The sequence below is a fragment of the Streptomyces sp. NPDC034049 genome (assembly GCF_055575575.1).
The window spans coordinates 556,023-579,068 of the sequence record NZ_JBVISJ010000003.1 but is presented as its reverse complement, the minus strand read 5'-3'; the positions used below and the strand labels follow the sequence as shown (position 1 = coordinate 579,068).

The 23,046-nt window shown below is 70.6% G+C and carries 27 protein-coding genes, 2 tRNA genes and 1 pseudogene; 8 read left to right on the top strand and 22 right to left on the bottom strand.

Going from position 1 to position 23,046, the window contains the following annotated elements:
• The first annotated feature begins 4 nt into the window (after nucleotides 1-4).
• Nucleotides 5-370, top strand: a complete 366-nt coding sequence (locus ACZ52C_RS12230; protein WP_469074620.1) for a hypothetical protein — start codon at nucleotides 5-7, stop codon at nucleotides 368-370.
• 124 nt (nucleotides 371-494) lie between these two features.
• Here ACZ52C_RS12230 and ACZ52C_RS12225 read toward each other — a convergent pair.
• From ACZ52C_RS12225 to ACZ52C_RS12155, 15 genes and pseudogenes are all read right to left on the bottom strand, one after another.
• Nucleotides 495-680, bottom strand: a pseudogene (locus ACZ52C_RS12225) (antitoxin); the annotation flags it as partial.
• A 196-nt stretch (nucleotides 681-876) separates the two neighbouring features.
• Nucleotides 877-1,068 (bottom strand): KOW motif-containing protein, encoded by a 192-nt coding sequence (locus tag ACZ52C_RS12220; protein WP_469074619.1) that lies wholly within the window; start codon nucleotides 1,066-1,068, stop codon nucleotides 877-879.
• Nucleotides 1,069-1,395: 327 nt separating this feature from the next.
• Nucleotides 1,396-1,486, bottom strand: a tRNA-Ser gene (locus tag ACZ52C_RS12215).
• Between the two features lie 6 nt (nucleotides 1,487-1,492).
• The gene (locus ACZ52C_RS12210) at nucleotides 1,493-2,671 is read right to left on the bottom strand and encodes a tyrosine-type recombinase/integrase (RefSeq protein WP_469074618.1); all 1,179 of its coding nucleotides are present in this window, start codon (nucleotides 2,669-2,671) and stop codon (nucleotides 1,493-1,495) included.
• The gene (locus ACZ52C_RS12205) at nucleotides 2,671-2,880 is read right to left on the bottom strand and encodes an excisionase family DNA-binding protein (RefSeq protein ID WP_469074617.1); all 210 of its coding nucleotides are present in this window, start codon (nucleotides 2,878-2,880) and stop codon (nucleotides 2,671-2,673) included. Before ACZ52C_RS12205 ends, ACZ52C_RS12210 begins: the two co-directional genes overlap by 1 nt.
• A 2-nt stretch (nucleotides 2,881-2,882) precedes the next feature.
• Nucleotides 2,883-4,265: a replication initiator protein RepSA gene (gene repSA, locus ACZ52C_RS12200; protein ID WP_469074616.1), complete on the bottom strand. Its 1,383-nt coding sequence runs from the start codon at nucleotides 4,263-4,265 to the stop codon at nucleotides 2,883-2,885.
• Entirely contained in the window at nucleotides 4,258-4,440 is a 183-nt protein-coding gene (locus tag ACZ52C_RS12195) for a hypothetical protein (RefSeq protein WP_469074615.1), read from the bottom strand. The genes repSA and ACZ52C_RS12195 overlap by 8 nt, the downstream gene beginning before the upstream one ends.
• 91 nt (nucleotides 4,441-4,531) lie before the next feature.
• On the bottom strand, nucleotides 4,532-4,858 hold the full coding sequence (locus tag ACZ52C_RS12190) for a SpdD-like protein (RefSeq protein ID WP_469074614.1): 327 nt from the start codon (nucleotides 4,856-4,858) through the stop codon (nucleotides 4,532-4,534).
• A 26-nt stretch (nucleotides 4,859-4,884) separates the two neighbouring features.
• Complete coding sequence (locus ACZ52C_RS12185; RefSeq protein WP_469074613.1) at nucleotides 4,885-5,040, bottom strand: hypothetical protein; 156 nt, start codon at nucleotides 5,038-5,040, stop codon at nucleotides 4,885-4,887.
• A 12-nt stretch (nucleotides 5,041-5,052) separates the two neighbouring features.
• Nucleotides 5,053-5,244 carry a mobile element transfer protein gene (locus tag ACZ52C_RS12180; RefSeq protein ID WP_469074612.1) on the bottom strand — a complete coding sequence of 64 codons (192 nt, stop codon included), beginning with the start codon at nucleotides 5,242-5,244 and terminating at the stop codon, nucleotides 5,053-5,055.
• A 15-nt stretch (nucleotides 5,245-5,259) separates the two neighbouring features.
• Nucleotides 5,260-5,955 carry a DUF2637 domain-containing protein gene (locus ACZ52C_RS12175; protein ID WP_469074611.1) on the bottom strand — a complete coding sequence of 232 codons (696 nt, stop codon included), beginning with the start codon at nucleotides 5,953-5,955 and terminating at the stop codon, nucleotides 5,260-5,262.
• Between the two features lie 4 nt (nucleotides 5,956-5,959).
• Nucleotides 5,960-6,118 (bottom strand): hypothetical protein, encoded by a 159-nt coding sequence (locus ACZ52C_RS12170; RefSeq protein ID WP_469074610.1) that lies wholly within the window; start codon nucleotides 6,116-6,118, stop codon nucleotides 5,960-5,962.
• 125 nt (nucleotides 6,119-6,243) lie between these two features.
• The gene (locus tag ACZ52C_RS12165) at nucleotides 6,244-7,557 is read right to left on the bottom strand and encodes an FtsK/SpoIIIE domain-containing protein (RefSeq protein WP_469074609.1); all 1,314 of its coding nucleotides are present in this window, start codon (nucleotides 7,555-7,557) and stop codon (nucleotides 6,244-6,246) included.
• A 2-nt stretch (nucleotides 7,558-7,559) separates the two neighbouring features.
• Entirely contained in the window at nucleotides 7,560-7,913 is a 354-nt protein-coding gene (locus tag ACZ52C_RS12160; protein ID WP_192334895.1) for an SCO3933 family regulatory protein, read from the bottom strand.
• Nucleotides 7,914-8,052: 139 nt separating this feature from the next.
• On the bottom strand, nucleotides 8,053-8,832 hold the full coding sequence (locus tag ACZ52C_RS12155) for a GntR family transcriptional regulator (protein ID WP_060890607.1): 780 nt from the start codon (nucleotides 8,830-8,832) through the stop codon (nucleotides 8,053-8,055).
• Between the two features lie 18 nt (nucleotides 8,833-8,850).
• Between ACZ52C_RS12155 and ACZ52C_RS12150 the strand changes: the two genes are divergently transcribed.
• Nucleotides 8,851-9,315, top strand: a complete 465-nt coding sequence (locus tag ACZ52C_RS12150) for an NUDIX hydrolase (RefSeq protein WP_469074608.1) — start codon at nucleotides 8,851-8,853, stop codon at nucleotides 9,313-9,315.
• 333 nt (nucleotides 9,316-9,648) lie between these two features.
• On the opposite strand, the gene ACZ52C_RS12145 is transcribed toward ACZ52C_RS12150, so the two are convergent.
• Entirely contained in the window at nucleotides 9,649-10,101 is a 453-nt protein-coding gene (locus tag ACZ52C_RS12145; protein WP_469074607.1) for a hypothetical protein, read from the bottom strand.
• Nucleotides 10,102-10,230: 129 nt separating this feature from the next.
• Nucleotides 10,231-10,317 (bottom strand) — tRNA-Ser (locus ACZ52C_RS12140).
• Between the two features lie 134 nt (nucleotides 10,318-10,451).
• Between ACZ52C_RS12140 and ACZ52C_RS12135 the strand changes: the two genes are divergently transcribed.
• On the top strand, nucleotides 10,452-10,955 hold the full coding sequence (locus ACZ52C_RS12135) for a hypothetical protein (protein WP_469074606.1): 504 nt from the start codon (nucleotides 10,452-10,454) through the stop codon (nucleotides 10,953-10,955).
• Nucleotides 10,956-11,045: 90 nt separating this feature from the next.
• On the opposite strand, the gene ACZ52C_RS12130 is transcribed toward ACZ52C_RS12135, so the two are convergent.
• Nucleotides 11,046-12,755 carry a S1C family serine protease gene (locus tag ACZ52C_RS12130; RefSeq protein ID WP_469074605.1) on the bottom strand — a complete coding sequence of 570 codons (1,710 nt, stop codon included), beginning with the start codon at nucleotides 12,753-12,755 and terminating at the stop codon, nucleotides 11,046-11,048.
• Between the two features lie 271 nt (nucleotides 12,756-13,026).
• On the opposite strand from ACZ52C_RS12130, the gene ACZ52C_RS12125 reads away from it, so the two are divergent.
• The 3 genes from ACZ52C_RS12125 to ACZ52C_RS12115 all read left to right on the top strand — a co-directional run bounded on the left by ACZ52C_RS12125 (nucleotide 13,027) and on the right by ACZ52C_RS12115 (nucleotide 15,952).
• Nucleotides 13,027-13,836: a glycerophosphodiester phosphodiesterase gene (locus tag ACZ52C_RS12125; RefSeq protein WP_469074604.1), complete on the top strand. Its 810-nt coding sequence runs from the start codon at nucleotides 13,027-13,029 to the stop codon at nucleotides 13,834-13,836.
• A gap of 266 nt (nucleotides 13,837-14,102) precedes the next feature.
• Complete coding sequence (locus ACZ52C_RS12120; RefSeq protein WP_469074603.1) at nucleotides 14,103-14,732, top strand: ATP-binding protein; 630 nt, start codon at nucleotides 14,103-14,105, stop codon at nucleotides 14,730-14,732.
• Nucleotides 14,733-14,962: 230 nt separating this feature from the next.
• On the top strand, nucleotides 14,963-15,952 hold the full coding sequence (locus ACZ52C_RS12115) for a DUF5926 family protein (protein WP_469074602.1): 990 nt from the start codon (nucleotides 14,963-14,965) through the stop codon (nucleotides 15,950-15,952).
• A 255-nt stretch (nucleotides 15,953-16,207) separates the two neighbouring features.
• Here the strand turns inward: ACZ52C_RS12115 and ACZ52C_RS12110 are convergent, their stop codons facing one another.
• Together ACZ52C_RS12110 and ACZ52C_RS12105 are read right to left on the bottom strand one after the other, a co-directional pair.
• A complete protein-coding gene (locus ACZ52C_RS12110) occupies nucleotides 16,208-17,056 on the bottom strand; it encodes a hypothetical protein (RefSeq protein WP_469074601.1) in 849 nt (282 codons plus the stop codon).
• Between the two features lie 55 nt (nucleotides 17,057-17,111).
• Nucleotides 17,112-17,777 (bottom strand): bifunctional DNA primase/polymerase, encoded by a 666-nt coding sequence (locus ACZ52C_RS12105; protein WP_045558445.1) that lies wholly within the window; start codon nucleotides 17,775-17,777, stop codon nucleotides 17,112-17,114.
• Nucleotides 17,778-18,290: 513 nt separating this feature from the next.
• On the opposite strand from ACZ52C_RS12105, the gene ACZ52C_RS12100 reads away from it, so the two are divergent.
• Both ACZ52C_RS12100 and ACZ52C_RS12095 read left to right on the top strand, forming a co-directional pair.
• The gene (locus tag ACZ52C_RS12100) at nucleotides 18,291-19,814 is read left to right on the top strand and encodes a PP2C family protein-serine/threonine phosphatase (RefSeq protein ID WP_469074801.1); all 1,524 of its coding nucleotides are present in this window, start codon (nucleotides 18,291-18,293) and stop codon (nucleotides 19,812-19,814) included.
• 271 nt (nucleotides 19,815-20,085) lie between these two features.
• Nucleotides 20,086-21,567 (top strand): aminopeptidase P family protein, encoded by a 1,482-nt coding sequence (locus ACZ52C_RS12095; protein WP_469074600.1) that lies wholly within the window; start codon nucleotides 20,086-20,088, stop codon nucleotides 21,565-21,567.
• A 123-nt stretch (nucleotides 21,568-21,690) separates the two neighbouring features.
• Here ACZ52C_RS12095 and ACZ52C_RS12090 read toward each other — a convergent pair whose 3' ends face one another.
• Together ACZ52C_RS12090 and ACZ52C_RS12085 are read right to left on the bottom strand one after the other, a co-directional pair.
• Nucleotides 21,691-22,512, bottom strand: a complete 822-nt coding sequence (locus ACZ52C_RS12090) for a triphosphoribosyl-dephospho-CoA synthase (RefSeq protein ID WP_469074599.1) — start codon at nucleotides 22,510-22,512, stop codon at nucleotides 21,691-21,693.
• A 9-nt stretch (nucleotides 22,513-22,521) separates the two neighbouring features.
• Nucleotides 22,522-22,716: a hypothetical protein gene (locus tag ACZ52C_RS12085; protein ID WP_469074598.1), complete on the bottom strand. Its 195-nt coding sequence runs from the start codon at nucleotides 22,714-22,716 to the stop codon at nucleotides 22,522-22,524.
• Nucleotides 22,717-23,046 lie beyond the last annotated feature (330 nt).

The window sequence follows — 23,046 nt, the reverse complement described above, 5'->3', positions numbered from 1 at the left end:
CGTCGTGGACTGGGACAGGGAACACCGCCGGGAACTGCTCGCCGAGGTCCACCGGGAACGGGACCGACTGCTCCCCTTCCGCGCGGAGGCGACGGAGACCACGATCGAACTGATGCGCACGAGCACGGGCCAGGTCGCGGAACCCGACCTCGTGCCCTACCTGAACCTGATGTATCTCCTGACGGTCAGACGAGCCTACGGTGACGACCAACTCCTCGCCTTCGCCCTCTCCTTGGCGAACTGGGCGGTCGTCGCCATCGACGAGGTGGCGAAGGCGACGGGCCGCACGGCGGAGCAGGTCATCGACCAGTACGAGACGGAGATCATCGCGGCCCGCGAGTCGGCTCCGCCGGAGACCGACGAGCCGTGAGAGCGCGACGCCCTGCCCGCCGCCGAGACCGTCACCGAGGCAGATCCTCGGGCCCCATACCCTCACGCCCGATATCGGGACCGGGCCGACCGGTGTCGGGCGAACCCGCATCGGCACCCACGTCAGGCTGCCCCGTCGGCGTCCGATCCGAGCCCGACTGCTGCTTGAGCCTCTCCTGCACGGAGTCGACCTGACCGCTGTACTTCCCCTGCGTCCGCCCGTCGACGAAGTCCCCGGCCTTGTCGATGCCCTGCCCGGCCTGCTCCTCATGACCCTTGAGCATCTGCTTGAACTTGCCCATCACAGACATGGCGGCTCCTCCTCCGGTAGCTCCCCCCTCCCCACCAGAATCCGCGCCGCACCCCGGACCCGCATCTCGTAACCCGCAAACACGCGCACGGCACGACGGCACACAAGCACCGACGCCTGCGGACCATCAGCGCAGGTGAGAAGCAGAGCAGCCCGGGGAACCCCAAGTTGCTCCGGGACAACGGGTGTTCATGGCGTCAGGGACCAGCGACCTTCTCAACTGTGTCGAGAGGGACGTCGATGACGGTGTCGTCCCCGAAGACTTGAACCACGAGGCGCACGCGCTCTTGCTCATGGTCGATGGAACGCACCGGTCCCGTGAACTCCGCGAAGGGCCCGTCAGTCACCAGAACCTCGTCACCGACTTGTAGCTCCGGAGTGGTCCGCATCCCGTCTCCATCGTGGTCACGTGCAACCCTGATCAGGGGGCGCTCTCTGGCGGCCTCGCAACGAGCAGATCGTGCCACAGCCGTGCCAGAAGCAGGAGTCAGCCACGGTCAACAGTCGGGTAAGAGCGGGCGCATCCGGGCTCGCTCGCCCAACCGCTGAAGCCGCAGGTCACCGGCTGGGCGGGCACCCCGGCCTCTCTCCTAGCCACAGCTGCCGTGCACCTTACGCGCCCGGTGGACCGGGAAACCACGGAGAACAACGGGGCCCCCGGACACCGGCCAAGCCGAAGGCCCCCGACCGATGTAGCTGGTCAGGGGCCGTTCGCCTGCGGTGGGTGTGGGATTTGAACCCACGGTGACATCGCTGCCACGACGGTTTTCAAGACCTTTCGGCGATCATGGACGCCTTTCCCTCCGCCGCACGTCAGACGGGTACGAGCGCCCCGGCGGAGCCGTCATCATCCTCGTCGTGCCCGCTACGTGCCCCAGGGGCCGGATCGTGCCCGCTGAGCCAGGAGTCCGCCGCTTCCGCCACCTGGTCGTCTCGACCGGCAACAGGCCGAGCGTAGTGCCGAGTCGTGACGCTCGCGTTCGAGTGGCCGAGCCGGTGAGCGGCGGTCATGACACCGTAGCGGTCGGCGACCCACGTCCCGTGTGAGGCCCGAAGGTCGTGCGGAGTCACGTCGGTGAGCCCGGCCGCCGAGACGGCGGGGTCGAAGTACGCCTTGCGCCACTGGTTGTAGCGCAGCGGCTTCCCGCCGGGTGTCGTGAACAGGAGCGCGTCATCCCCGCCGGACAGGGTCTCCAAGTGCCGGCCGAGCCGCTTGGCAAGCGACGGGCCGACGCGAAGAAGCCGCTTCTGATGGGACTTCGGTGTGTCGAAGACCAAGGCCCCGTTGGCTTCGGCCAGGTTCTCGTCGACCAGGACGAAGCCGCCGGACACGTCGATGTCGACGCGTCGGAGGGCGAACGCCTCCCCCACCCGCAGGCCCGCGTAAGCAAGGAGCGCGATCAGCACGTCATGCGGCTTGGCCGCGCTCCGCACGATCCGGGAGGCTTCGAGCGGAGTTAGGATGTGCGGCTCCGTCTGCGGCATACGGGGCAGCTTCACGCCCCGACACGGCGTCTGCGAGATCATGTCGTTGTCGACAGCGGCCCGCATGATCTGCGACAGAACCCGATACGCCTGCCGTATGCGCGAGGCGCTGAGCCCTCGGGTGTTCATGCTGGCCACCCACTCCGTGATCGTGATCGGCCGGAGGCCCGACAGTTCACGGTCGCCGAGCGCCGGATTGATCAGCGAGTTGATCAACGACCGGTACGACGCTTGGGTCTTGTGCTTGAGCTGAGGAGAGACGGCAGCCAGCCAGCGAGCCGCCCAGTCGCGCACGGTCGTCTGCCCCTCGGCGGGGTCGAGCCAACGCCCGTCCTCGATCTCGATGCGCTTCTTGGCCAGCCACCGGTCAGCGTCCGTGGACGTGGCGAACGTACGATCCGCAGGCCGCAGCACGCCGTCAGGCCCCGGGTACCGAGCCTGAAAGCGCCCAGAGGGCAGCTTGCGGACCCTGCCGAAGTTGCGGCGGGACTTGCGCTTGCCTGCCATCAGGCGGCCCTCCTAAGCCCTGTTGGCCGGAGGGTGACCGGTTCCACGGTGTTCGCGGACACGAAGGCTTCGACGGCGCGCTCAGGGATGCGAACATGCCGACCTACCTTCACGAAGGTGATCCGGCGCTCTTCGATGAGTCGACGCGGGAAGCGGACGCCCGTCCCGAGAACTTCGGCGACTTCGTGCACGGTGAGGAGGCGGTCCATGGTCACCACTCCCCCGAGTCGTCGAGGGCGAGCTGGTCGCGCAGTGCTTCGCGGGCGGTTTCGCGGTTGGTCTGTAGGTCGCGGGCGATGGTGGCGGCGAGGACGGATTCGCCGGGCGTGTGGCCGTGTCCGGCGTACTGCCAGTCGGTGAGGATGAGGACGGTGTCCGGCTCGCGGTCGTCCAGACCAAGCGCGTCGCGTTCTTGTGCTGCGCGGAAGTCGGCGCGTGTCTGGCGGAGGGCGCCGAGGGTGGTGGAGTAGCGGCGGGACTTGGAGGAGAAGTGGCCTCGGAAGCCGAGCATGTGCGCCCAGGCCCAGAGCCGCCGGTCCGGGTATAGGGAGTCGAGGTCCTTGCAGGCCTTGATGAGGCGGCGGGTGTGGTCGGGGACCTGGTGGCGGTCGAGTTCGGAGAGTTCGCCGATACGGCGGTCGAGGGTGCCGGTGTTCTCGGCGGCCTTGGTGGCGTACTTGGCGACGTAGGAGGCGACGGCCTGTTCGGTGATGTCGGAGCCGTCGCCGAAGGCCTTGACGGGGCGGACGTCGAGTTGTGCACCCCAGCGGAAGGTGCGGGCGGGCTGGTCTGAAACGGCCGGCACAGAGACCGAGGTGTACGAGTGCGCGGCAGCTGCGCGGATCGCGTCGGCGAGGAGGTCGACTGTCGCCCAGGACGGCGGTGGGGTGTCCGGACCATCGGGGCCGTCGATGCGGATCACGGCGTGGAAGTGCAGGGCTCCACGCTTCTGGAACTCGGCAACCTTGCCGTAGGAGATGCGTGCGTGATCGGCGAGTTCGCGGCGGGTGAGTCCGGCGCGGGCGGCGATTTCGCGGCGCAGGCGTGTGGTGAAGCGCTGCCACAGATTGCCCGCGTGGTTGTTGAAGAGGACGGCGCCCGCGTAGTCGTAGGTGGTCGGGTCGAGCGCCGTGCCGAGGGCGGGATCGTCGGCGGCATGGTGGGTTCCGCAGCGGCAGGTGCCTTGGTCGGGGCGGTTGTGGACGCGGCCGAAGGAGGGGGCGGTGAGGGTGGCGAAGACGCGGGGGTGGTCGCGGACGGTGGCGGGGATGTCGCGGCGGTCGTCTCCGGCGAGCCCCGCGCGGATGAGGTGGTAGGTGTCGCCCGCGTAGGTCCAAGCGCAGGACGGACAGCGGGATGCGCGGCGGTTTCCGCAGGCGAGGCGGAGACGTCCGCCCGGCTCGTTCTCGGTGGAGTAGCGGTGCAGCGTCTCGCCGGTGACCTTGTCCTTGGCAATCGTCCAGCCGGTCAGGTGGATGGGGTCGGCGCAGCCGCCGGTGCGGCGGATCTGCTCGTTCCAGCGGTCGTAATCAGCGGCCGAAGCCACCCTCAGCAGGTCGCCGAGGGTGGTCGGGTCGAGGAGCAGGTCAGGCACGGGCGCCCTCCCGCGTGCGGACCGGGCGGGTGCCGGTGCCGTGGCAGGCCGGGCAGTGCGCGGTGATGGTCCGCAGGTGGCCGTGGTGGTCGCGGCCGCCGAGGGTGATGGCGGCGGTGGCCTGTCCGTCGCAGTTGGGGCAGATGCGGGGCGGCGGTGTGGTGCGGTGCGTCATGCTGAGGGTTCCTTCCGGCTCTTCGGGGTTCGGAGTGGGGCAGGGCTCCCGGGCGGCGGAGACTTGGCGGTTGAGGCCGCCCGGGGGCCGGTCAGTGCCGCTTGGCTTCGGTGTTGATGAGCGAGCGGATGACCAGGGCGCAGATGGCGACCGAGGCGCCGGTGATGGCGACCGCGAGGAGCATCGAGACCAGGACGGCGCCGACGACGAGGACCACGGCCGTGCCGCCACCGACCAGGGCGACGACCGCGCCGGGGGTGAGCTGGACCGTGGGCCGGGCAGGCACCGCAGCCGGGGCCGGAGCAACCGGGGTGGTGGTCGGCTGGTGCTGAATCACGGCGGTCGGCTCGACGACCACGGCGGGCGGGGTGATCAGGCCGGTCGGCTGGGGCATGGTCGGGATCTTCGGGCGGAACATCTGTGGATCTCCCTTCGCGGGCACGGTTACTTGACGGCGGCGTCGATGACGGGGGCGAGGAGGCTGTCTGCGATGAGGTAGCCGCCGAGGAGGAGCACCAGGACCAGCCAGAGCGGCGGGCGGATGAGCTTGCAGCCGAGGTAGCCGACGGCGGCGAGGGCGAACCAGAGAGGGACTTCCATGGCTGTGGCCTCCTAGCGGATCTTGCAGCGGTGGGTGCGGGCGGCGAGCTGGGCGGCGGAGGAGCTGGAGTAGTCGGCGGACCAGCCGCAGCGGTCGTTGGTGCACACGGCGGCGTGTTTGGTGTGGCCGTGGCGGTCGCGCTGGGTGCCGATCTGCACGGGGCCGATCCGCATGACGGAGTGGAAGTGGTCGCGGGCAGGCATCGAAGTCGTTTCCCTTCAGGTGAGTTGGGCGGCGATGGCGTCGGCGAGCTGCGGCGGGACGCCGAGGCGGGCGCGCAGGGTGTCGGTGTCGATCGGGGAGCCGGTGCGGGTGTGGTGGTCGTCGGCGACCTTGCGGGCGTGGTCGACCAGCGCGGCCGGGACCGGCACAGCCGGGGCGGCGGGCGGAGACGAGACGGGCTCGGGTGCGGGAAGCGCGGGGATCTCCTCGGCCTCAGACAGCGGTGAGGCGTCCAACTCGGCAGCGGGACCCGGTTGTTCAGTGAGGTAGTCGTCGTCCGAGTCGATTTCGGCGGCGGGGGCGGTGGGTGCCGGCGGATCCGGCACCGGGTCTTCGGCGGAGTGGGCGAGGAGGGTGCCGCCCATGAAGGCCAGTGCGGGCCAGGCAGCGACGAGGATGCGCAGCCAGGCTGGGACCTGGTTGAGGTCGAGGAGTCCGGCGGTGGCGACGTTGGCGCCGAGCGAGGCCACAAGGGCGATGACGAACCAGCACCAGGCCAGCCGGGACGGTCCATCGGTGCGCAGGCGTCGCCAGGCGGCGACCAGGAGCAGGTCGACGCTGACGGGGTAGGCCCAGGCTTTCCAGCCGTCCTGTCCGGCTGCGGCGGCGAGGTCGTGCAGGTGGGCGAAGGAGAGCGCTCCGGCGATGACGGCCTGGACCAGGACGGCGTCGATGCGCAGTCGCGAGGACATCACGTCACCGGCCCTGGCCGGAGTCGGAGCCGTCCTCGGGCTCCTCGTCGCGGTAGTCGTCCATGACGTCGGGGGAGTTGTTCCAGGCGGACAGCAGGGCAGATTCCAGCGGATCCACCGGGCACGGGTGCGGGGAGTGCGCGGGGCACGGGTTCAGGCTCACGGGTGGTCACTCCGTTTCGGGCATGGCTCGGGTAGGGACCTGGCGCGAAGGCGGTCGCGCCGACCGAGGAAGCGAGGGAGAGGTCAGGCCGTAGCGGGAGCGGTCTTGGACAGCGGCACGCGGGCCTAGGCCAGCGGGGCGACGGCGGGCCGGAATGCCGCCAGGGCGGGCAGGTCCGGGGTGCGGTCGGCGTGCTTGTTGCAGATGTTCACGGCCTCGCGCAGCGAGGTGTGCGGGGCGCGGATGCGGGCCCAGCCGCCGGAGGCGTCACCCGTGACGGCGATGCCGGGGGTGTCGGTGGGGATCTGGATGGCGGCGAGGACGGCGTCCGGGGCGATGTCACCGAAGGCCATGTTGGCGGAGGATTCGTCGTTGACGCGGTGGGCGGTGCGGCCGGTGAGCTGGGCGCGGAGCATGGTGATGCCCTTGCCGAGTTCGGAGCCGAAGCGCTGCCCGCAGATCTCCAGGTAGATGCCGGCGGCGCGGCCGAGCTGGGCGAGGCGGACCAGGGCGGTGATGATGCGGTCGCGTCGTTTCTCGTCGTCCTTCGAAGCGAAGAGGGCGAGTTCGGCGACCTCGTCGACCAGGACCACAACCGGCACAGGGCGCAGGTCTTCGGGCAGGTCCCAGATGTCGGCGGCGATCTCCGCATCCGGCACGTTCACCGTGATCCGCTGGTTGGCCCGGATCAGTTGGTAGACCTCCTCCATGTGCGTGACGAGCGCTTCGAGCAGGGCGAGGGCGGTGTCGGGGTTGTCGGCGAGCGCGGAGAACCGGCGGGCCAGCGGGAAGAGTTCGACGCCCTGTTTGCAGTCGATGCCCACCAGCGCGACGTCCAGCGGAGCCAGCCCGGCGACCAGGTTGCGCTGGTAGACGGACTTCCCCGATTCGGTGGCGCCGAGGGTGAGGCCGTGCGGGACGGTGCGGTAGTCGCGGTAGTGCACTGAGCCGTCCTCGCGCAGGGCGACCGGGACCCGCATCGGGCGGGTGTCGGTCCTGGCGGGCATCTGCACCCGCCGGAGGACGTCGTAGCCGGTCATCCGCACCTCGACGACACCTGAGCGCAGCTCACGCGAGGTGACGCCGTAGAGGGCGAAGGAGTGGCGCAGCCGGTCGGCGGACGCCGCGACGTCGAAGGCGTCCTGTCCAGGGCGCAGGCCCAGGCGGAGGACCAGGCCGGTGCGGGTCGGGCGGATGCGCAGGATGCGCGGCGGGCGGGACTGCGGGACCTCCCGATTGGCGACCCGGGCCAGGGCCAGACGCCAGCGGGAAGGCGGAACGGTCAGCCCGCAGGCGTCCATGACCGAGGCGTAGCGCACCAGAACCCGCAGCGTGGCGAGGAGGACCCCGAAGCTCAGCCAGTACCAGGCGGGACGCCGCCACCGCAGGAGACCCGCAGCGGCGACGACCAGCACCAGAGCGACCGTGAAGCCGGTCATGATCAGGCAGCCTTCGGCTTCGAAGCGGCGGCAGCCAGCGAGGTCACCGCGACCGCGCGGAACGCGATGCCGTGGCGCTTCTGACCGTTGAACTCGTTCTCCCACGCCGAGGCGACCAGACCCGTCAGCGCGACCGGGGTACCCATGGCCAGGTCCTCGGAGACGCCCGGCTGCGGAACGGTCAGCTTGAGGATCTCGACCTCGTCCGGCGTGGAGAACATGACCTCCACCGTCATCAACGTGACGCCGTCCTTGTCGAGGGCGATCTCACCGGTACGGCGGTCCTTGATCTTCGGCTGCGGAGCCTTGGCGACCATCACGGTGGCGGCGGAGGTGTCGACGGGAATCTGACGCACAGCAGATCACTCCTCTATAGAGGCTGGACTCCGTCACTCATGTATATGAGTGACATGAAGAAGAGTGCCTCACTCCTATACATGAGTCAACCCGCCGCGGAGAAGAACTCGCGACGGGCCGAGGGGAGTTGAGCGCGCGTCAGTCGGCGGCCGGGATCCGGTACTCGAAAACGAACTGGTCAGCGGCCATGAGCGTGTCGCAGACCTCGACTACGAGACCTTCGGTCGTACGCGCCTCACGGACCAGGTGAACCACTGGGGCACCGGGGCTGAGCGCCAGCTCGGACGACTCCGCCTTGGAGGCCGGGCGCGCTTGCAGCGTCTCGACAAACTCCGCGAACTCGTGTCCATGGTCTTCGAGTCGGGCGTAGATGCCACCGCCGCCGGGGTTCTCGGCGAACAGCTCGGGGATCTCCTTCACGACGTCCCACGGGAGGTACGAGGAGGCGGTCTCGACCGGGGTGCCGTTGCGGAAGTAGAGACGCCGCCGGGCGAGCACCTGAGTGCCGGCGGATACGCCCAACCGCCGCGCAACATCCTCGGGAGCTTCCATGGGGCCGATGTAGAGGACGCTCACCTTGGCCGTGGCGCCGGACTGCGCGGACTCGGCGAGGTACGCGGCCTTGCCGCCCTGCCGCAGCGAGCGCCGGAAGCGATCGGAGGAGCGATGCCGTACAGGCGGCCGATCCTTCACGATCGAGCCCTTACCGTGCCGTGTCTCGACGAGCCCGCTCGCACGTACCTCGACCATAGCCTTACGGATCGTCCCGCCCGATACGTTGTAGCGATCGACGAGTTCCGACTCGCTCGGCACCATCTCGCCAGGCTTCAGGACACCTGCCCGGATCTGCTGGATGATCTCCTCGGCGATCTGCACGTACCGAGGTACTGACCTCTGGCCTCCTACTGCAGTTCCCATAGTCCTTCTCTGCCTCCTATGCTCCTGTACATGAGTCAATCACAGGAAGCCACTTCGCCGCCGCTGCACTCCGTATCTGTGGCCGGAGTGGTGGTACGCGAGGACGGCCGCCTCCTGGCGATCCGCCGCGCCGACAACGGCACTTGGGAGCTCCCGGGCGGAGTGCTCGAACTCAACGAGACCCCTGAGACGGGCGTAGCCCGCGAGGTCCTGGAGGAGACGGGTATCCACGTCGAAGTGGACGAACTGACCGGGGTCTACAAGAACACGACCCGGGGCGTCGTGGCGCTGGTCTTCCGCTGCAAGCCTTCCGGTGGCATGGAGCGCACGTCGAGCGAATCGACCGCGGTTACCTGGCTCACGCCCGACGAGGTCGCGGAGCGCATGTCCGAGGTCTTCGCAATCCGACTCCTGGATGCCTTGGACGGCAACGGCCCCCACGTCCGGAGCCACGACGGCAAGCGCCTCATCCCAGCGGGATAGAACTTTCCCTACTTCATCAAGGCCCGCGCACAGCGCGGGCGCGCGCCGCCTCTGCGGCGCGGCCTGCCTCCTGTCTGCGCCCCGGCTGGCCGCGCCCGGCGGCGCGCTCGGCGGCTGCGGGCATGAAGTGGGAGACACCCTCTATGGCTGGGGCGGTCGGCTCCACGGCTTTAGGCAGCCACTTTGGGGCGAGCCTCTAAGATCATGGCCCCAACGTCGTGCTTTAACGGGCAGGTCCACAGACTGCCCGACTCGCCATGAGCTTACGGGGCCATGATCACTCGCCCCAAAGCAGCTCCAGCCCAAAGCCGCTCCACCGACCTGTTGGCAGGGCTACTGTCGCTTTCGAAGCTCTCTCAACAGCTCACCTGCCTTTGTCTCAACTTTCTCGGCTTCCTGAGCTTGGCGCGCCACAGCACCGAATCGCTCCTCTTCCGCCTGGTGCGGATGGGTCAGAGAGCGACGCATATCGCGGTAGCAGCGCGCCACGTCATCCAGCTTGTACCGGAGAAGATCATCACGAACTAGATGGGCCAGCTCCTTGACTCGGTCAGCCGCAGCATCGCCACCAGCCTGAATAAACCAAGCCTCGTCTCTGTAGCCGATCGTGGCGCTCAGACCTACATCGCGCAGTTTGGCCAGCAGGGTGATGAGCTCTTCGGGCCCAGCCCTGCGCCTGCGGCGAAGCTCACGCTGCTGACTCCACGCTGCCCAAAGGCCAGCCGGGCCGCCGATTGCACCGATGATGCCACCAGTGGCGCTCAGCCAGTCCGTCGCAGCTGACATTGCTCCTCCCAACCCGTGCCCGCTGCGTGCCCGTTGTGCCGGTAAACCACAGGGACTCGGGGACACCACAAGGTAGTACGACCGCAACTGGCCCCCGACCAAATGTGCTGGTCAGGGGCCGTTCACCTGCGGTGGGTGTGGGATTTGAACCCACGGTGACATCGCTGCCACGACGGTTTTCAAGACCGTTCCCTTAGGCCGCTCGGGCAACCCACCTGCGCCCCGGCCCACCTGGGACGGAGCGGGTACAGAGTACCGGCTGTGTTCATGATCATGAGATGGCGGGCCGTAACTGGCAGACCCACGCGGTGGGCGACCGCTACAACTGGTGAGCTGGGGGGGGGAGGCACATGAAGCCCGAAATTTTGATCTCCATGTCGGCGACCGTGATCGCGCTCGCTTCGCTCTGGGTGAGTTTCACGGAGTCGAGAAGCATCAGGTCCCACAATCGGCAGTCGGTGAGGCCGCTCCTGCAGATTCGGCGCGTGCTGAACTTCGAGGGAACGAGGACCGGGATCCAGCTCGTCAACGCCGGTCTGGGGCCGGCCATAGTCACCCGGAGCGTGGTCCGGGTGGATGGCGACGTGATCGGTGAGTGGGACCTCAGGACGTACAGGCGGCTCACTCGCGGAAATACGGTGCAACCGAAGGTGTCGACGCTGCAACCAGGCGTTCCCGTACTTTCCGGCCAGGTCGTGCACCTGCTGTTTCTCGACGACTTCGACCAGAGTGAACACGCGTGGTTCTGGACTCTCGTCAGTGAGCGGCTGATGGTCGAGATCTTCTACGAGTCGATGTACGGCGGCGAGAACTTCAGGGCCGCGCTGGTGCCGCCCTGGGAGCCCCCGTCCTGATCCTGTCCGGCGCCCGCCGAGCCGTTCCCGTTCCCGTTCACGCAACCGGCGGTTGAGGGAACGGGAACGGCGTGGCGGCGGTGGTGTGGATCAGCTGTCGCCCTCGCGTTCGCCCAAGGTGACCTCCGCCGTGCGGGTCTTGCCGTCGCGAGTGTAGGTGAGGGTGACCTTGTCGCCGGGGACGTGGGTCCAGATCTCGCCGATGAGGGTGGGGCCGCTGTCGATCACGTGGTCGTCGAGCTTGGTGATCACGTCACCGGGTTCGAGGCCGGCCTTGTCGGCGGGGCCGCCCGCGGTGATGGAGTTCGCACCGCCCTCGCCCGAGTTCGTGATCTTCGCGCCGCCCGTGCCCTCCTCCAGGGAGACCGAGGCGCCGATCACCGGGTACACCGGCTTGCCCGTCCTGATCAGCTGCTGGGCCACGTTCTTGGCCTGGTTGATCGGGATGGCGAAGCCGAGGCCGATGGAGCCCGCCTGGCCGGAGCCGAAGCTGCCGTTGCTGGCGGACTGGATGGCCGAGTTGATGCCGATGACGTTGCCCCGCGCGTCGAGGAGGGGGCCGCCGGAGTTGCCCGGGTTGATCGACGCGTCGGTCTGCAGGGCGCTCATGTAGGACGCCTTGCTGCCCGAGGAGCCGTCGCTGGAGGCCACCGGACGGTTCTTGGCGCTGATGATGCCCGTCGTGACCGTGTTGGAGAGGCCGAAGGGCGCGCCGATCGCGATCGTCGAGTCCCCGACCGCGACCTTGTCGGAGTCGCCGAGCGTCAGCGGCTGGAGGTTCGACGGGGCGTTCTTCAGCTTGATGACCGCCACGTCGTAGCCCTGCGCGTGGCCGACGACCTCGGCGTCGTACTTCTTGCCGTTGGGGAAGGTGGCCGACACCTTGCCCCCGTCGACGGCCTCCGCCACCACGTGGTTGTTGGTGACGATGTGGCCTTCCTTGTCGAACACGAACCCGGTGCCCGTGCCGCCCTCGCCGTCGTTGCCGGAGGCCTCGATGGTGACCGTGCTCGGCAGCGCCGAGGAAGCCACGGCGGCGACCGTACCGGCCGCGCGCTTGACGTCACCGCCGTTCTGGGAGGCCGAGACGGTGGTGGAGCCCGTGGAGTTGTCGTTGCGGTCGGCCAGCGTGTAGCCGATGCCACCGCCGACACCGCCCGCGACCAGCGCGGCCACGAGGATCGCGGCGATCAGACCGCCGCGCTTGTTGCCGGCCGGCTTGGGGGCCGGCTGCTGCGTCTGCTGCCAGGAGGAGCCCCAGCCGCCGTCGCCCGGGCCACCGGGACCACCCGCGCCACCGGCGCCTGCGGCGGCGCCCGCGTTGCCGTACGCGCCGGTGCTGTCCCCGTACGCGCCGGCGGCGGCGCCGTTGTCCGCGTACGACGGGACGGCGGGCGGCGGCGGGGGCGGCCACGAGGCGTCGGGCGCGGAGGACCCACCCGGCCCAGCCGGCCCGCCCGGACCACCGGGGGCACCGGGGGCCTGTCCGTACGCGCCGCCCGGCGCCTGGCCGTATCCGCCGCCGGGCACCTGCCCCTGGCCCTGGCTCGCCGCGTAACCGGGTGCCCCCGTGGACACCAGCTCGGGCTGGGGCTGCTGCGTCGTCGGGGGAACCGGCGGCAGCTGGGTCGTCGGGGCGTTGTCGGCGCTCTCGGCGGAGGGGGCCGGGGCGGTGGTCTCGGCCGGTGCCGCGCTCGGCTCGTGCGTCGGGGCCGGCGCGGAAGCAGCGGGAGCATCCACCGGCACGGGAGGTGCAGACGGGGCCGGGGGTACCGCGGTGCCCTCGTTCTCGGTGCTCACAGCTTTTCTCCTCGGTCCACGGCTTCACCTGGTAGGCGGTCGACCGTTCTCGGGTCGACTGTTCTTGGTCGCACAGAAGGCGCTGTGCGTGATTTTTGTCTGCGTTCAGCTTTTCCCATGAGCCGTCAGGGCACCATAAGCGGTGTCTGTGGGTCCGGGACCATCCTTTATATAGGATCAATCGGACCAACTGCGCGTACTGTGCGTACGAACCCGGTCGTCCACGGTCACCACCCCCACGCGTACCCCGTCACGGTGGCACCATGACGCGGTGACCCACGCACGACAGCTCCCGATTCAGGTCGTCGCCCACCGGGGTGCCTCCGAGGCGGCCCCCGAGCACACCCTGGCCGCGTACAAGAAGGCGATCGAGGACGGCGCGGACGCCCTCGAGTGCGATGTGCGGCTGACCGCGGACGGCCACCTCGTCTGTGTCCACGACCGGCGCGTCAACCGTACGTCGAACGGCCGCGGCGCGGTCTCCGCCCTGGAGCTCGCCGACCTGGCCGCCCTGGACTTCGGCTCCTGGAAGAACGGCGATGAGGCCCCCGACTGGGAGGTCACCCCCGAGGACCGGGCGGACACCTCCGTCCTCACCCTCGAACGTCTGCTCGAACTCGTGGCCGACGCCGGGCGTCGGGTCGAGCTGGCCATCGAGACCAAGCACCCCACGCGCTGGGCCGGCCAGGTCGAGGAGCGACTGCTGGTCCTGCTGAAGCGGTTCGGCCTGGACGCCCCGGAGTCGGCCGCCGACTCACCGGTGCGGATCATGAGCTTCTCGGCGCGCTCGCTGCACCGCGTCCGGGCCGCGTCCCCGACCCTGCCCACGGTCTATCTGACGCAGTTCGTCTCGCCCCGGCTGCGCGACGGCCGACTGCCGGCCGGTGTCCGGATCGCGGGCCCCTCGATCCGGACCGTGCGCAACCACCCCCTGTACATCGAGCGCCTGAAGAGCGCCGGGCACCAGGTGCACGTGTGGACGGTGAACGAACCCGAGGACGTCGACCTCTGTGTCGGGCTGGGCGTGGACGCCATCATCACCAATCGGCCGCGCGCGGTTCTCCGTCAACTCGGCCGCTGAGCGCACGGGTTCACACAACTCCGAACACACCGTCCCGGACAACTCCGCACACACGCTCCGCGACAGTTCCGAACACGCCCCTGTTCACACCTGCGACCACCCCGTCACGCCCCTGCGTCGCCCCCGCACGGTGGTTGGCGGAGGTAAGAATTCCGCCAAGCCGGCCGGGCTCAGGGCGGGGACAAGTCGGCATATCAGGGACGAAATTCAGCCATCCGGCTACGGGGTGTGCACCGGCGCGTTCGGTCCGTATTCGAGTGTGAGGAGTGCGTCAGAGCACGTGGGTTGGCCGGTTTCCAGTCCAGTCCAATGGGGCATTCACACCGTGGCGTGGGGCGAAGGAGGTCTCGGGGGTGGCGTTGGTGGTGGCACAGGAGGTGCCCACGTCGTCGAGCATGGCCGTACCCCATGGCCCTGCGGGCGTGGGGGAAGCGAGGCACCGGATGCGCGATCAGTTGCGCACCGGCGGTGTGGCGGAATCGGTCATCGACGATGCCCTACTGATCCTTTCCGAACTACTCAGCAATGCCTGCAAACACGGCAGGCCACTCGGCGACGCGTTCGCCGGCGACGGCGACGTGCGCTGCTCCTGGCGCATGGATCCCTCGGGGCGGCTCACGGTCGAGGTGACGGACGGCGGTGGTCCGACCCGCCCTGTTCCGTCCACGCCCTCGGTCACCGCACACGGCGGCCGCGGGCTGAACATCGTCACGGCACTGGCGGACGACTGGGGCGTACGGGACGACGCCCACGGTGAGGTCACGGTGTGGGTCGTCGTCCAGGACGACGTCTACCGCGCCCACCGCCGGGACGACTTCGCCACCCGGGTCGTCGCCCCCTCGGTCTCCGCCCTCCCCGACCTGGACTTCGCGGACGCGTTCGACGACATGGACTGACGGGCGCATGGACCGAACGGGGACGTGGACCGGCGGCCACCTGGACCGACGGGGGACATGTCCTGACCGGGCCGGGCACTTCCGGCCACGGCGCCGCGCCGGGCACATCCCGGCCCGAACCGCCGGTTCCGGGACGACTCGGTGCGTTGTCCACAGGGTCCCGTCGGGCGTCGTACGAGCGGCTAGGCTCGCGCGAGTACGAGACGAGCCGTGATCGGGAGACACCCACGATGGCCAAGAAGCGACCCCACACGAAGGCCAAGCGCCCGCAGGGCACCGGCGGAGTCGGCGCCGCAGGCGCCGATGGGCAGGTTCCGGTTGTCGGCGCGCGCGAGCAATGCCCCTGCGGCAGCGGCCGCCGCTACAAGGCCTGCCACGGCCGGGCCGCCGCCCAGGCCGTGACCGAGCTGGTGCAGCGCCCCTTCGAGGGCCTGCCCGGCGAGTGCGACTGGGTCGCGCTGCGCGAGCTGGTGCCCGCCGCCACCGTCGAGCTGAAGCTGAAGGACGCGCTCCCCGAGGGCGTCCCGTCGGTGACGCTCGCCACCGTCCTGCCCATGGCGTGGCCCGCGCTGCGCCGCGACGACGGCTCGATCCTGCTCGGCCTGCAGAACGACACCGCGTCCGGCGACATCAGCCGCGACCTCGCCGACACTCTGCAGCGCGCCCTCGTCGCCGAGCCGGGCACTCCGGTTCAGGGACGGCGCGCCCCGGCCGACGGGCCGCGGCTTCAGGACCTGCTCGACCCCGAAGGTGAGTTCGAGCCAGTTGTGCACACGGGCTTCGAGTTCTGGGTCCCGGACACGGAGAACGCGACTCCGGAGGTGACCGCCTCCCTGGAGCGCGCCAACTCCGCGGCGATCCCGACGGTGAAGCTCGCGGGCGTCGACGCGGCCTACTGGTGCGAGACCCCGGAGAAGAACCACCTGCGCTGGGTCATGCCGCACGCCGAGGAGCGCCTGCTGGACGCGCTCGCCCGGCTGCACGCTGCGGGACGTTCGAGCCTCGGCGAGGGCACCCGGCTGGTCGGCTCCTTCCGTGCTCATGGCCTCACCGTGCCGGTCTGGGACCTGCCGAGCGGGGTCGGCGCGGACGACGTCGAGAAGCCGGCGGCCGAGTTCGCCGAGCGGCTCGCCGGCGCTCTGGCCGACGAGTCCCCGCTCACGCCGGAGGAACGCCGGGCGCGCGGTGGTCTCACCAACCGACAGGTCACGCTGAGCTGACGCGGGCTATCGCGCCGACGGGGCGGTCGGCCGACCGAGTGCGTTCGAAGTGTGGTGACTCCTGTCACAACTCCCCTACGTGACAGGCCAATTCGTGTCCGAATAGCCGAGATCGAATTTGCGAAGCGCCGATCTCTTGTTACGGTTCCATTAGCCCGGTTGCTGGTGCATCCCCCGTCGCCAGCAACCGGGTCTTTTCATGCCCGGGTTCCTCGACGGCCCCACTGGACGGAAACCCCCTGGGCGTCAACGCCCTTACGAACGGCCCGAGTTGCTCCCTGAGCGCAGCAACAGCGGTCCCCCGCCGTCCGGTGCCGCGAACTCCGCGACGGCCGTGTACGCCCCCGTCCCGCCCCGCGTACGCTCCCTCGGCGTCTCGCACACCCCCGGCTCGTCGTGCGCGCCCACGGCGCAGTGGATCCGTACGGTGTGCCCGCCGGGCGCCATCATGCTGAGGATCGAACTCAGTTCACGTCCGGTGACGTTGCGGTAGTACGTGCGGGCCCAGGCCCGGTCGCCCTGGGTGAGGACACAGGTCTGCGCCTCGATGCCGTCGGGGGAGGTGAGGTCGGGACCGCAGCGGGCGGCGGTGGCGAGTCCGAGGCCGAGCAGCCGCGAGGAACCCTGGCCGTCGTCCGGGGCGCCGGCGTCGTCCGCGGGCCTCGCGTCCGGCCCCTCGGCACCGCCCGCCTTCTGATCGGCGCGGTCGGCGGACTTCTCGACATCGCCGCCGGATCCGTCCGGGCCGTCCCCGGACCCGGCCGTGCCCCCGGCGTCGCCGCTGCCGTCCCGGGAGCCGAGGCCGGTGGCGGCGCCGACGCGCCCGGCGGCACGCTCCAGTTCGGAGGTCGACCCCTGCTCGGGGGTGGAGGCGCGCTCGGACGCGGGAAGGTCGCCGAGCGGGCCGGCGGAGGCGACGAGGGGGAGACCGAGGGCGACCGCGACCGCGGCGGTCAGTCCCGCGAGGCGCAGCCGACGCGGATCCGGCCCGCCGCGCGCCGAGGCGGGCGCCCTACGGCTCTCGGCTGCTCTACGGCTCCGGGGCGGGGGAGCACTGTGACGGCCGCGCGACGGGGCCGCGTGGCCCCTGGGAAGACGCTGCATGTCCGGAAGATAACGACCGACCGGGGGCGCCCGGTCCCGCGCGCGCCGGGCGGGCTCAGAACTCGGGCGCGCTCACACCCGTACGAGTGAGGGCGTCGACGACGGCGTCCACGACCGCCTCGACGTCGGGCACCCAGGGCGCGGCCGAACCGGGCAGGGGTGCCCGCTCCCAGCGGATCAGGCCGTGTCCGGTCTCGGACGGGGGCAGGGCGAGATAGCCGCCCTGGCTGTGGAAGCGGAGGGAGCCGGGGACGAAGTCCTTGGCGTAGAGCAGCTCGCCCAACTGCTCCATGGAGTACGGCGCGACGAGGATCGCCCAGCGGTGCGGGGCCGCGACCACGGGGCCGAGGCGCATGCCGGTGCGGTCGAGGGCGGCGAGGGCGCGTGAGGCGGCCGGCGCCGGCAGGCTCACCGCGCAGGGGGCGGTGCCTCCGGTGGCCATCACGATCGGCGCGGTCGGGCGGTTGGTCCACCACCAGCGGACCATGCGCTCGTCGGTGGTGGCGGCCAGCAGGCCGGGGTCGAAGGGGTGAGCGCCGGGCACCACACACTCAGGGTCCGGGCAACCGCAGCGGGCACGGCCCTGCGGGTCAGGCGCCACCCCCGGGAGTACGGGCCACTGCCATTCCGTCGCGAACGTCAGGGCCTGCTCAAGAAGCTCGGGCCTCCCGCCGTTGCGCTTGGACAGGAGCCTGCGTCGCTTTCCGGGGATCTCGCGCATGAGCGCTCGTCCTTTCCGTTGCACGCATGGCAACACCGTGGGTCACATCACAACATGTGTCGTTCACTGCACTGTGCGTACCTGCTGGCGCATCACACCCCTGTCGCGGACAAGGGGAACCCCTGCGGGCCGAGCTCGGTTACGTCCGCGTCCATCGCTTGCGTCGACTTGCGTCTGTCAAAAGCATGGGCATGGCGTAGGGGTGGCGGCGCCTGGCGTTTTGCTGTCCCGCGTGTGCTCGCCGCCTCCGCCACGGGAGGATGGGGCTCGGTCGTCGGTGGATAGGACGCCCGGGTCCGTCGCCAGGTTCCGGGTGGCCTCCGCCGCCCCTGGCCTTCACCGGGTACGTACCCATCACGACCGCTGTGACGCTCTGTTGAACAAGGCCAGTCGACCTCAATACACCGTTCACCACAACACTTTTAGGCCAACTTAGCTTTCTCCAAAGGACTGGACAAGAAGTCTGCGTTCGCACAACGGCGCCCCATGGACACCAGATGTCCCAGCAGGACAATGCTGGACATCCCCTCACGAGTGCGTGTACATGTGGAGACACTGCTAGCGGCGCAGAATGACATGGGGGTTTGCGATGCTTTTGAGCAATACGCACCGGTCGGAAAGCCGGACACCATGAACGCCCCTCACCCTCCGAAAGTGGCTGGAATCGATTCAACGGTTCCCTCCCCCGCACACACTGTCGCGCCCGCGCCCGCCGCCCCGAGCACCCCGGCGGCCCCTCCCGCCACAGGACCGGGCACCGCCCCCGGGGCCGTGCTCCAGGACAGACTCGCGGGCTGGGTCTCGGACCTCACGACGCTGCACGAACTCACCGAACGCCTGACCCGCACGGACTCGCTCGACAGCGCCCTGACGGAACTGCTGCACGCCGGAGCCGCTCTCGTCGGCGCCCGACGGGGCCTCGTCGTCCTGGAACCGGCCGACGGACTCGGCCCGGACACCACCGTCGGCCTCGGCCTCGGCCGCGCCGACCTCGGGCACATCGAGACCGTGCCCCGCAGTTCCCTGCCGTACGGCCGCATCCTCGACGGACCGCCCGGCGGCGAGGGCGAGATCGCCCAGCCCGACCTGTTCGCCGAGGACGGGCTCGATCCCCGCCACCGCGAGGTCGCCGCCCGGCTCGGCTACGCGGCGAGCTACGCCCTCCCTCTGTCCACCGAGAAGGCCGGCCGGCTCGGCGCCGCCGTCTGGCTGTACGACGAGCCCGCGGAGCCCGTCGAGCGGCAGCGGCATCTCGTCGGGCTGTACACCCGGTACGCCGCCGAGCACCTGGCCCGGCTCGTCGAGGTCGAGCGCACGCGCACGGCCATGGCGACCATCGCCGAGGAGCTGCTCCCCTCCCGGCTGCCCCGCGTCTTCGGCGTCCAGCTCGCCGCACGGCACCGCACCGGGCCGCGCGGCGGTGGCGACTGGTACGACGCGCTGCCGCTGCCGGACGCCGCGCTCGGCCTCGCGGTCGGCTCGGTGACGGGGTCGGGGCCGAGCGCCGTCGCCGCGATGGGCCGACTGCGGGCCTCGCTGCGCGCCTACGCCGTCATGGAGGGGGAGGACCCCGTCGCGGTCCTCTCCGACCTGGAGCTGCTCCTGCGGCTCACCGAACCGGCCCGCTCCGCCACGGCGCTCTTCGCCTACGTCGAACCCGCGCTGCGCAAGATCACCCTGGCCGGGGCCGGGCACAGTCCGCCGCTGGTGATCGGCAACCGGCGCACGGAGTACGTGGAGACGTCCCTGTCCGCGCCGCTCGGCATGCTCGCCTGCTGGGAGGCGCCCAGCATCGAGCTGACCGCCGAACCAGGAGAAACCGTCCTGCTCTACACCGACGGCCTCCTCCAGCGCACCGGCGAGCCCGTCGACCGCGCCTTCACCCGCCTCCACGCTGCCGCCGCCGGCGTCCCCCGAGCACTGCGCGACGACCCCGGCGCCCTCGCCGACCACATCCTCCGCACCATGCTCCCGAACGGCCTCGACGAGGCGCACGGCACGGAGGACGTCGTGCTGCTGGCGGCGCGGTTCGAGTAGGTCGACGGGTTCGAGCAGGGCGCCTCCGCGATCACGGGCGGGGTCGGGCGCGGCGGCCTGTGGCGTCGCCCCCGCGCCCCGCGCGTACGCCGTGCCGGACACGTGCCTGGTGCCGTCTGCGCCGTGCGTTGCCGGCGGCCTGACGCGGTGGGCGCCCCCGTGACTGCCTCGTGTGAGGGGGCGGTGACCCCTGGTGAGAGGGGGTCGCGGGCCTCTCGGCCGCTGCGGTGCGACCGTACGATGGACGGGGTCCAGTGCCGTACCTAGGAGGATGACCGTGGCGGACGAGCTCGAGCCGGCGATCCCGGAGACCGAGGCGACCGAAGCCGAAGAGCCCATCAAGCAGCGCAAGAACGGCCTGTACCCGGGCGTGTCCGACGAGCTGGCCGAGAGCATGAAGTCGGGGTGGGCCGACACCGAGCTGCACGGGCTGGAGCCGATCGCGCAGGCCGCCGAGACCGCCGCCCGTCGCGCCGCGCTCTCCGCGCGCTTCCCCGGCGACCGCCTGGTGATCCCCTCGGGCAACCTGAAGACCCGCTCGAACGACACCGAGTACCCCTTCCGGGCATCGGTCGAGTACGCGTACCTCACGGGCAACCAGACCGAGGACGGCGTCCTCGTCCTGGAGCCCTCGGCCTCGGGTGAGGGCCACGACGCGACGATCTATCTGCTGCCCCGCTCCGACCGGGAGAACGGCGAGTTCTGGCTCTCCGGCCAGGGTGAGCTGTGGGTCGGCCGGCGCCACTCGCTGACCGAGTCGGCGAAGCTGTACGGCATCCCCGCCGCCGACGTGCGCGAACTCGCCGACAAGCTGCGCGAGGCCACCGGACCGGTCCGCGTCGTCCGCGGCCACGACGCCGGCGTCGAGGCGGCCCTCACCGACAAGGTCACCGCCGAGCGCGACGAGGAGCTGCGGGTCTTCCTGTCCGAGGCGCGGCTCGTCAAGGACGATTTCGAGATCGGCGAACTGCAGAAGGCCGTCGACTCGACCGTGCGCGGCTTCGAGGACGTCGTACGGGTGCTGGACAAGGCCGAGGCCACGTCCGAGCGCTACATCGAGGGCACGTTCTTCCTGCGTGCCCGGGTCGAGGGCAACGATGTCGGCTACGGCTCCATCTGCGCCGCCGGCCCGCACGCCACCACGCTGCACTGGGTCCGCAACGACGGTCCGGTCCGCTCCGGCGACCTGCTGCTGCTGGACGCGGGCGTCGAGACGCACACGTACTACACGGCCGACGTGACCCGCACCCTGCCGATCAACGGCACGTTCAGCGAGATCCAGAAGAAGATCTACGACGCCGTGTACGACGCCCAGGAGGCCGGTATCGCCGCCGTGCGGCCCGGCGGCAAGTACCGCGACTTCCACGACGCCGCACAGCATGTGCTGGCCGAACGGCTGGTCGAGTGGGGGCTCGTCGAGGGTCCCGTGGAGCGGGTGCTGGAGCTGGGACTCCAGCGCCGGTGGACCCTCCACGGCACCGGGCACATGCTCGGCATGGACGTCCACGACTGCGCCGCGGCACGCGTGGAGTCGTACGTCGACGGGACGCTGGAGCCGGGGATGGTGCTGACCGTCGAGCCCGGCCTCTACTTCCAGGCCGACGACCTCACCGTCCCCGAGGAGTACCGGGGGATCGGCGTCCGCATCGAGGACGACATCCTGGTGACGGACGACGGCAACCGCAACCTCAGCGCCGGGTTGCCTCGCCGGTCGGACGAGATCGAGCTGTGGATGGCCTCGTTGCGGGGCTGAGGGAGCCGGTTTTTCGGCTGCGGGTGCGTGGGGGCTTCTCGCGCAGTTCCCCGCGCCCCTTGAGGGGCGCGGGGAACTGCGCGAGAAGCCCCCACCGGACGGACGTTTGAGGGGGACAGAACCCTACGCGGCAGCGACAGGCAGCGCGTCCACGAACAACGCGCCCGCCAACAACGGCCCACTCCCCCGAGGGCTCCACCCCCGCTCCTGAAGATCCACGTCGAACGCCTCCAGCGCCGCCCTCCCCGCCGCCGTGCCGGTACCCCCCGCGTCGATCACCCCACGCGCCCCCGCCTGCACATGCCGCAGCCCACGCGGCCCGGCGGTGTACAGCAACTCGGTGTCCTGCAACGTCGACATCACCGTGAGCAGCGCGTCGAGCCGGGCGTCCGCCTCCGGCGTCCCCGCCGTACGTGCCTTCGCCAGCACGTCCAACGCCCGCCGCACATGGGGGAATCCGGCCCGTGCCTCGCCCCGGGCCCCGGCCGCCCCGTACTTGGCGGAGACCGACGATCCCCGGGACGGCCGCCGGGGCGCGCGCCGGTCGGGGTGCGCGGCGATCTTCTTCGCGGTGGCGGCCAGTTCACGCCCCCGCGCCTCTGGGTCCATCGCCGCCGCGGCGACCAGGAGCCCGAGTACCCAGGTGGCGCCCCGGTGGCCGCCCCCGGCGAGCTGCACCGAGTGTTCGGTGCAGCGGCCGATTCCCCCGAGTTCGGCCCGGAGTTCGGGTGTCGCCGCACCGTTGCGGCGGGCGCAGGCCGCCATCGCCGCGAGCCCGGGCACCAGCGCCTTCGCCGACCAGCGCAGGGCGCGGTGGTCCTGCCGGGTGATCCGGGCGCCGAGGTCGCGCGGGTCGGGCAGACCGGGTTTGGGCATGAGTTCCAACTGCCGGGTCAGCGCGGCCACGGCGGCCCGCGCGAGCGTCTCGTCCTCGCGGCTGCTCATGGCCGTACCCTACGAGGCCGACGCGGCGGCCGTGGCGTTGTCGGCGGGGGCGCCCGTCGGGGGCTCGCCCGACGGCGGCGAACCGCCCTCGCCGCCGGCGTCGTACACCATGTCGTCGTCGAGGGTGGTGTAGCTGCCGGTGTGCCGGGAGCAGGGCTCCAGCGCGAGGACCTCCCGGGCGATCTCGTCGTCGGGGTGTACCAACCGGGGAAGACGGTCTCGAACTTGACGACCCCGTTCGCGTTCGCGATCTGATATCCGCGGAGGTAGGAGGCGTCGTCGGCGGTCGAACCGTCCTCGCTCTCGCCGGGCGCCGAGCCGCCGGGATGCGCGGTGGCGTAGTCGGAGCAGTAGCCCCAGGCGTCGCAGTGCCAGATCTCCACGGCGGCGCCGGGGGCCGGGGTGCAACCGTCGGCGGTGCTCGTCGTGGCGGCCGTGGCCGTCGCCTCGGCGGTGCTGGTCGTACCGTTCGCGAACGCCGACCGGTGGCCGGCGACCGCCAGACCACCGGGGGCGACCGTCCCGCCGGTCACC

Coding starts and splice junctions, on each gene's coding strand:
- ACZ52C_RS12220 (WP_469074619.1), bottom strand. CDS start 1,068: ATGCGGACCACTCCGGAGCTACAAGTCGGTGACGAGGTTCTGGTGACT.
- ACZ52C_RS12210 (WP_469074618.1), bottom strand. CDS start 2,671: ATGGCAGGCAAGCGCAAGTCCCGCCGCAACTTCGGCAGGGTCCGCAAG.
- ACZ52C_RS12205 (WP_469074617.1), bottom strand. CDS start 2,880: ATGGACCGCCTCCTCACCGTGCACGAAGTCGCCGAAGTTCTCGGGACG.
- ACZ52C_RS12195 (WP_469074615.1), bottom strand. CDS start 4,440: ATGACGCACCGCACCACACCGCCGCCCCGCATCTGCCCCAACTGCGAC.
- ACZ52C_RS12190 (WP_469074614.1), bottom strand. CDS start 4,858: ATGTTCCGCCCGAAGATCCCGACCATGCCCCAGCCGACCGGCCTGATC.
- ACZ52C_RS12185 (WP_469074613.1), bottom strand. CDS start 5,040: ATGGAAGTCCCTCTCTGGTTCGCCCTCGCCGCCGTCGGCTACCTCGGC.
- ACZ52C_RS12180 (WP_469074612.1), bottom strand. CDS start 5,244: ATGCCTGCCCGCGACCACTTCCACTCCGTCATGCGGATCGGCCCCGTG.
- ACZ52C_RS12175 (WP_469074611.1), bottom strand. CDS start 5,955: ATGTCCTCGCGACTGCGCATCGACGCCGTCCTGGTCCAGGCCGTCATC.
- ACZ52C_RS12165 (WP_469074609.1), bottom strand. CDS start 7,557: ATGACCGGCTTCACGGTCGCTCTGGTGCTGGTCGTCGCCGCTGCGGGT.
- ACZ52C_RS12155 (WP_060890607.1), bottom strand. CDS start 8,832: ATGGGAACTGCAGTAGGAGGCCAGAGGTCAGTACCTCGGTACGTGCAG.
- ACZ52C_RS12150 (WP_469074608.1), top strand. CDS start 8,851: ATGCTCCTGTACATGAGTCAATCACAGGAAGCCACTTCGCCGCCGCTG.
- ACZ52C_RS12145 (WP_469074607.1), bottom strand. CDS start 10,101: ATGTCAGCTGCGACGGACTGGCTGAGCGCCACTGGTGGCATCATCGGT.
- ACZ52C_RS12135 (WP_469074606.1), top strand. CDS start 10,452: ATGAAGCCCGAAATTTTGATCTCCATGTCGGCGACCGTGATCGCGCTC.
- ACZ52C_RS12115 (WP_469074602.1), top strand. CDS start 14,963: ATGGCCAAGAAGCGACCCCACACGAAGGCCAAGCGCCCGCAGGGCACC.
- ACZ52C_RS12110 (WP_469074601.1), bottom strand. CDS start 17,056: ATGCAGCGTCTTCCCAGGGGCCACGCGGCCCCGTCGCGCGGCCGTCAC.
- ACZ52C_RS12105 (WP_045558445.1), bottom strand. CDS start 17,777: ATGCGCGAGATCCCCGGAAAGCGACGCAGGCTCCTGTCCAAGCGCAAC.
- ACZ52C_RS12100 (WP_469074801.1), top strand. CDS start 18,291: ATGCTGGACATCCCCTCACGAGTGCGTGTACATGTGGAGACACTGCTA.
- ACZ52C_RS12095 (WP_469074600.1), top strand. CDS start 20,086: ATGACCGTGGCGGACGAGCTCGAGCCGGCGATCCCGGAGACCGAGGCG.
- ACZ52C_RS12090 (WP_469074599.1), bottom strand. CDS start 22,512: ATGAGCAGCCGCGAGGACGAGACGCTCGCGCGGGCCGCCGTGGCCGCG.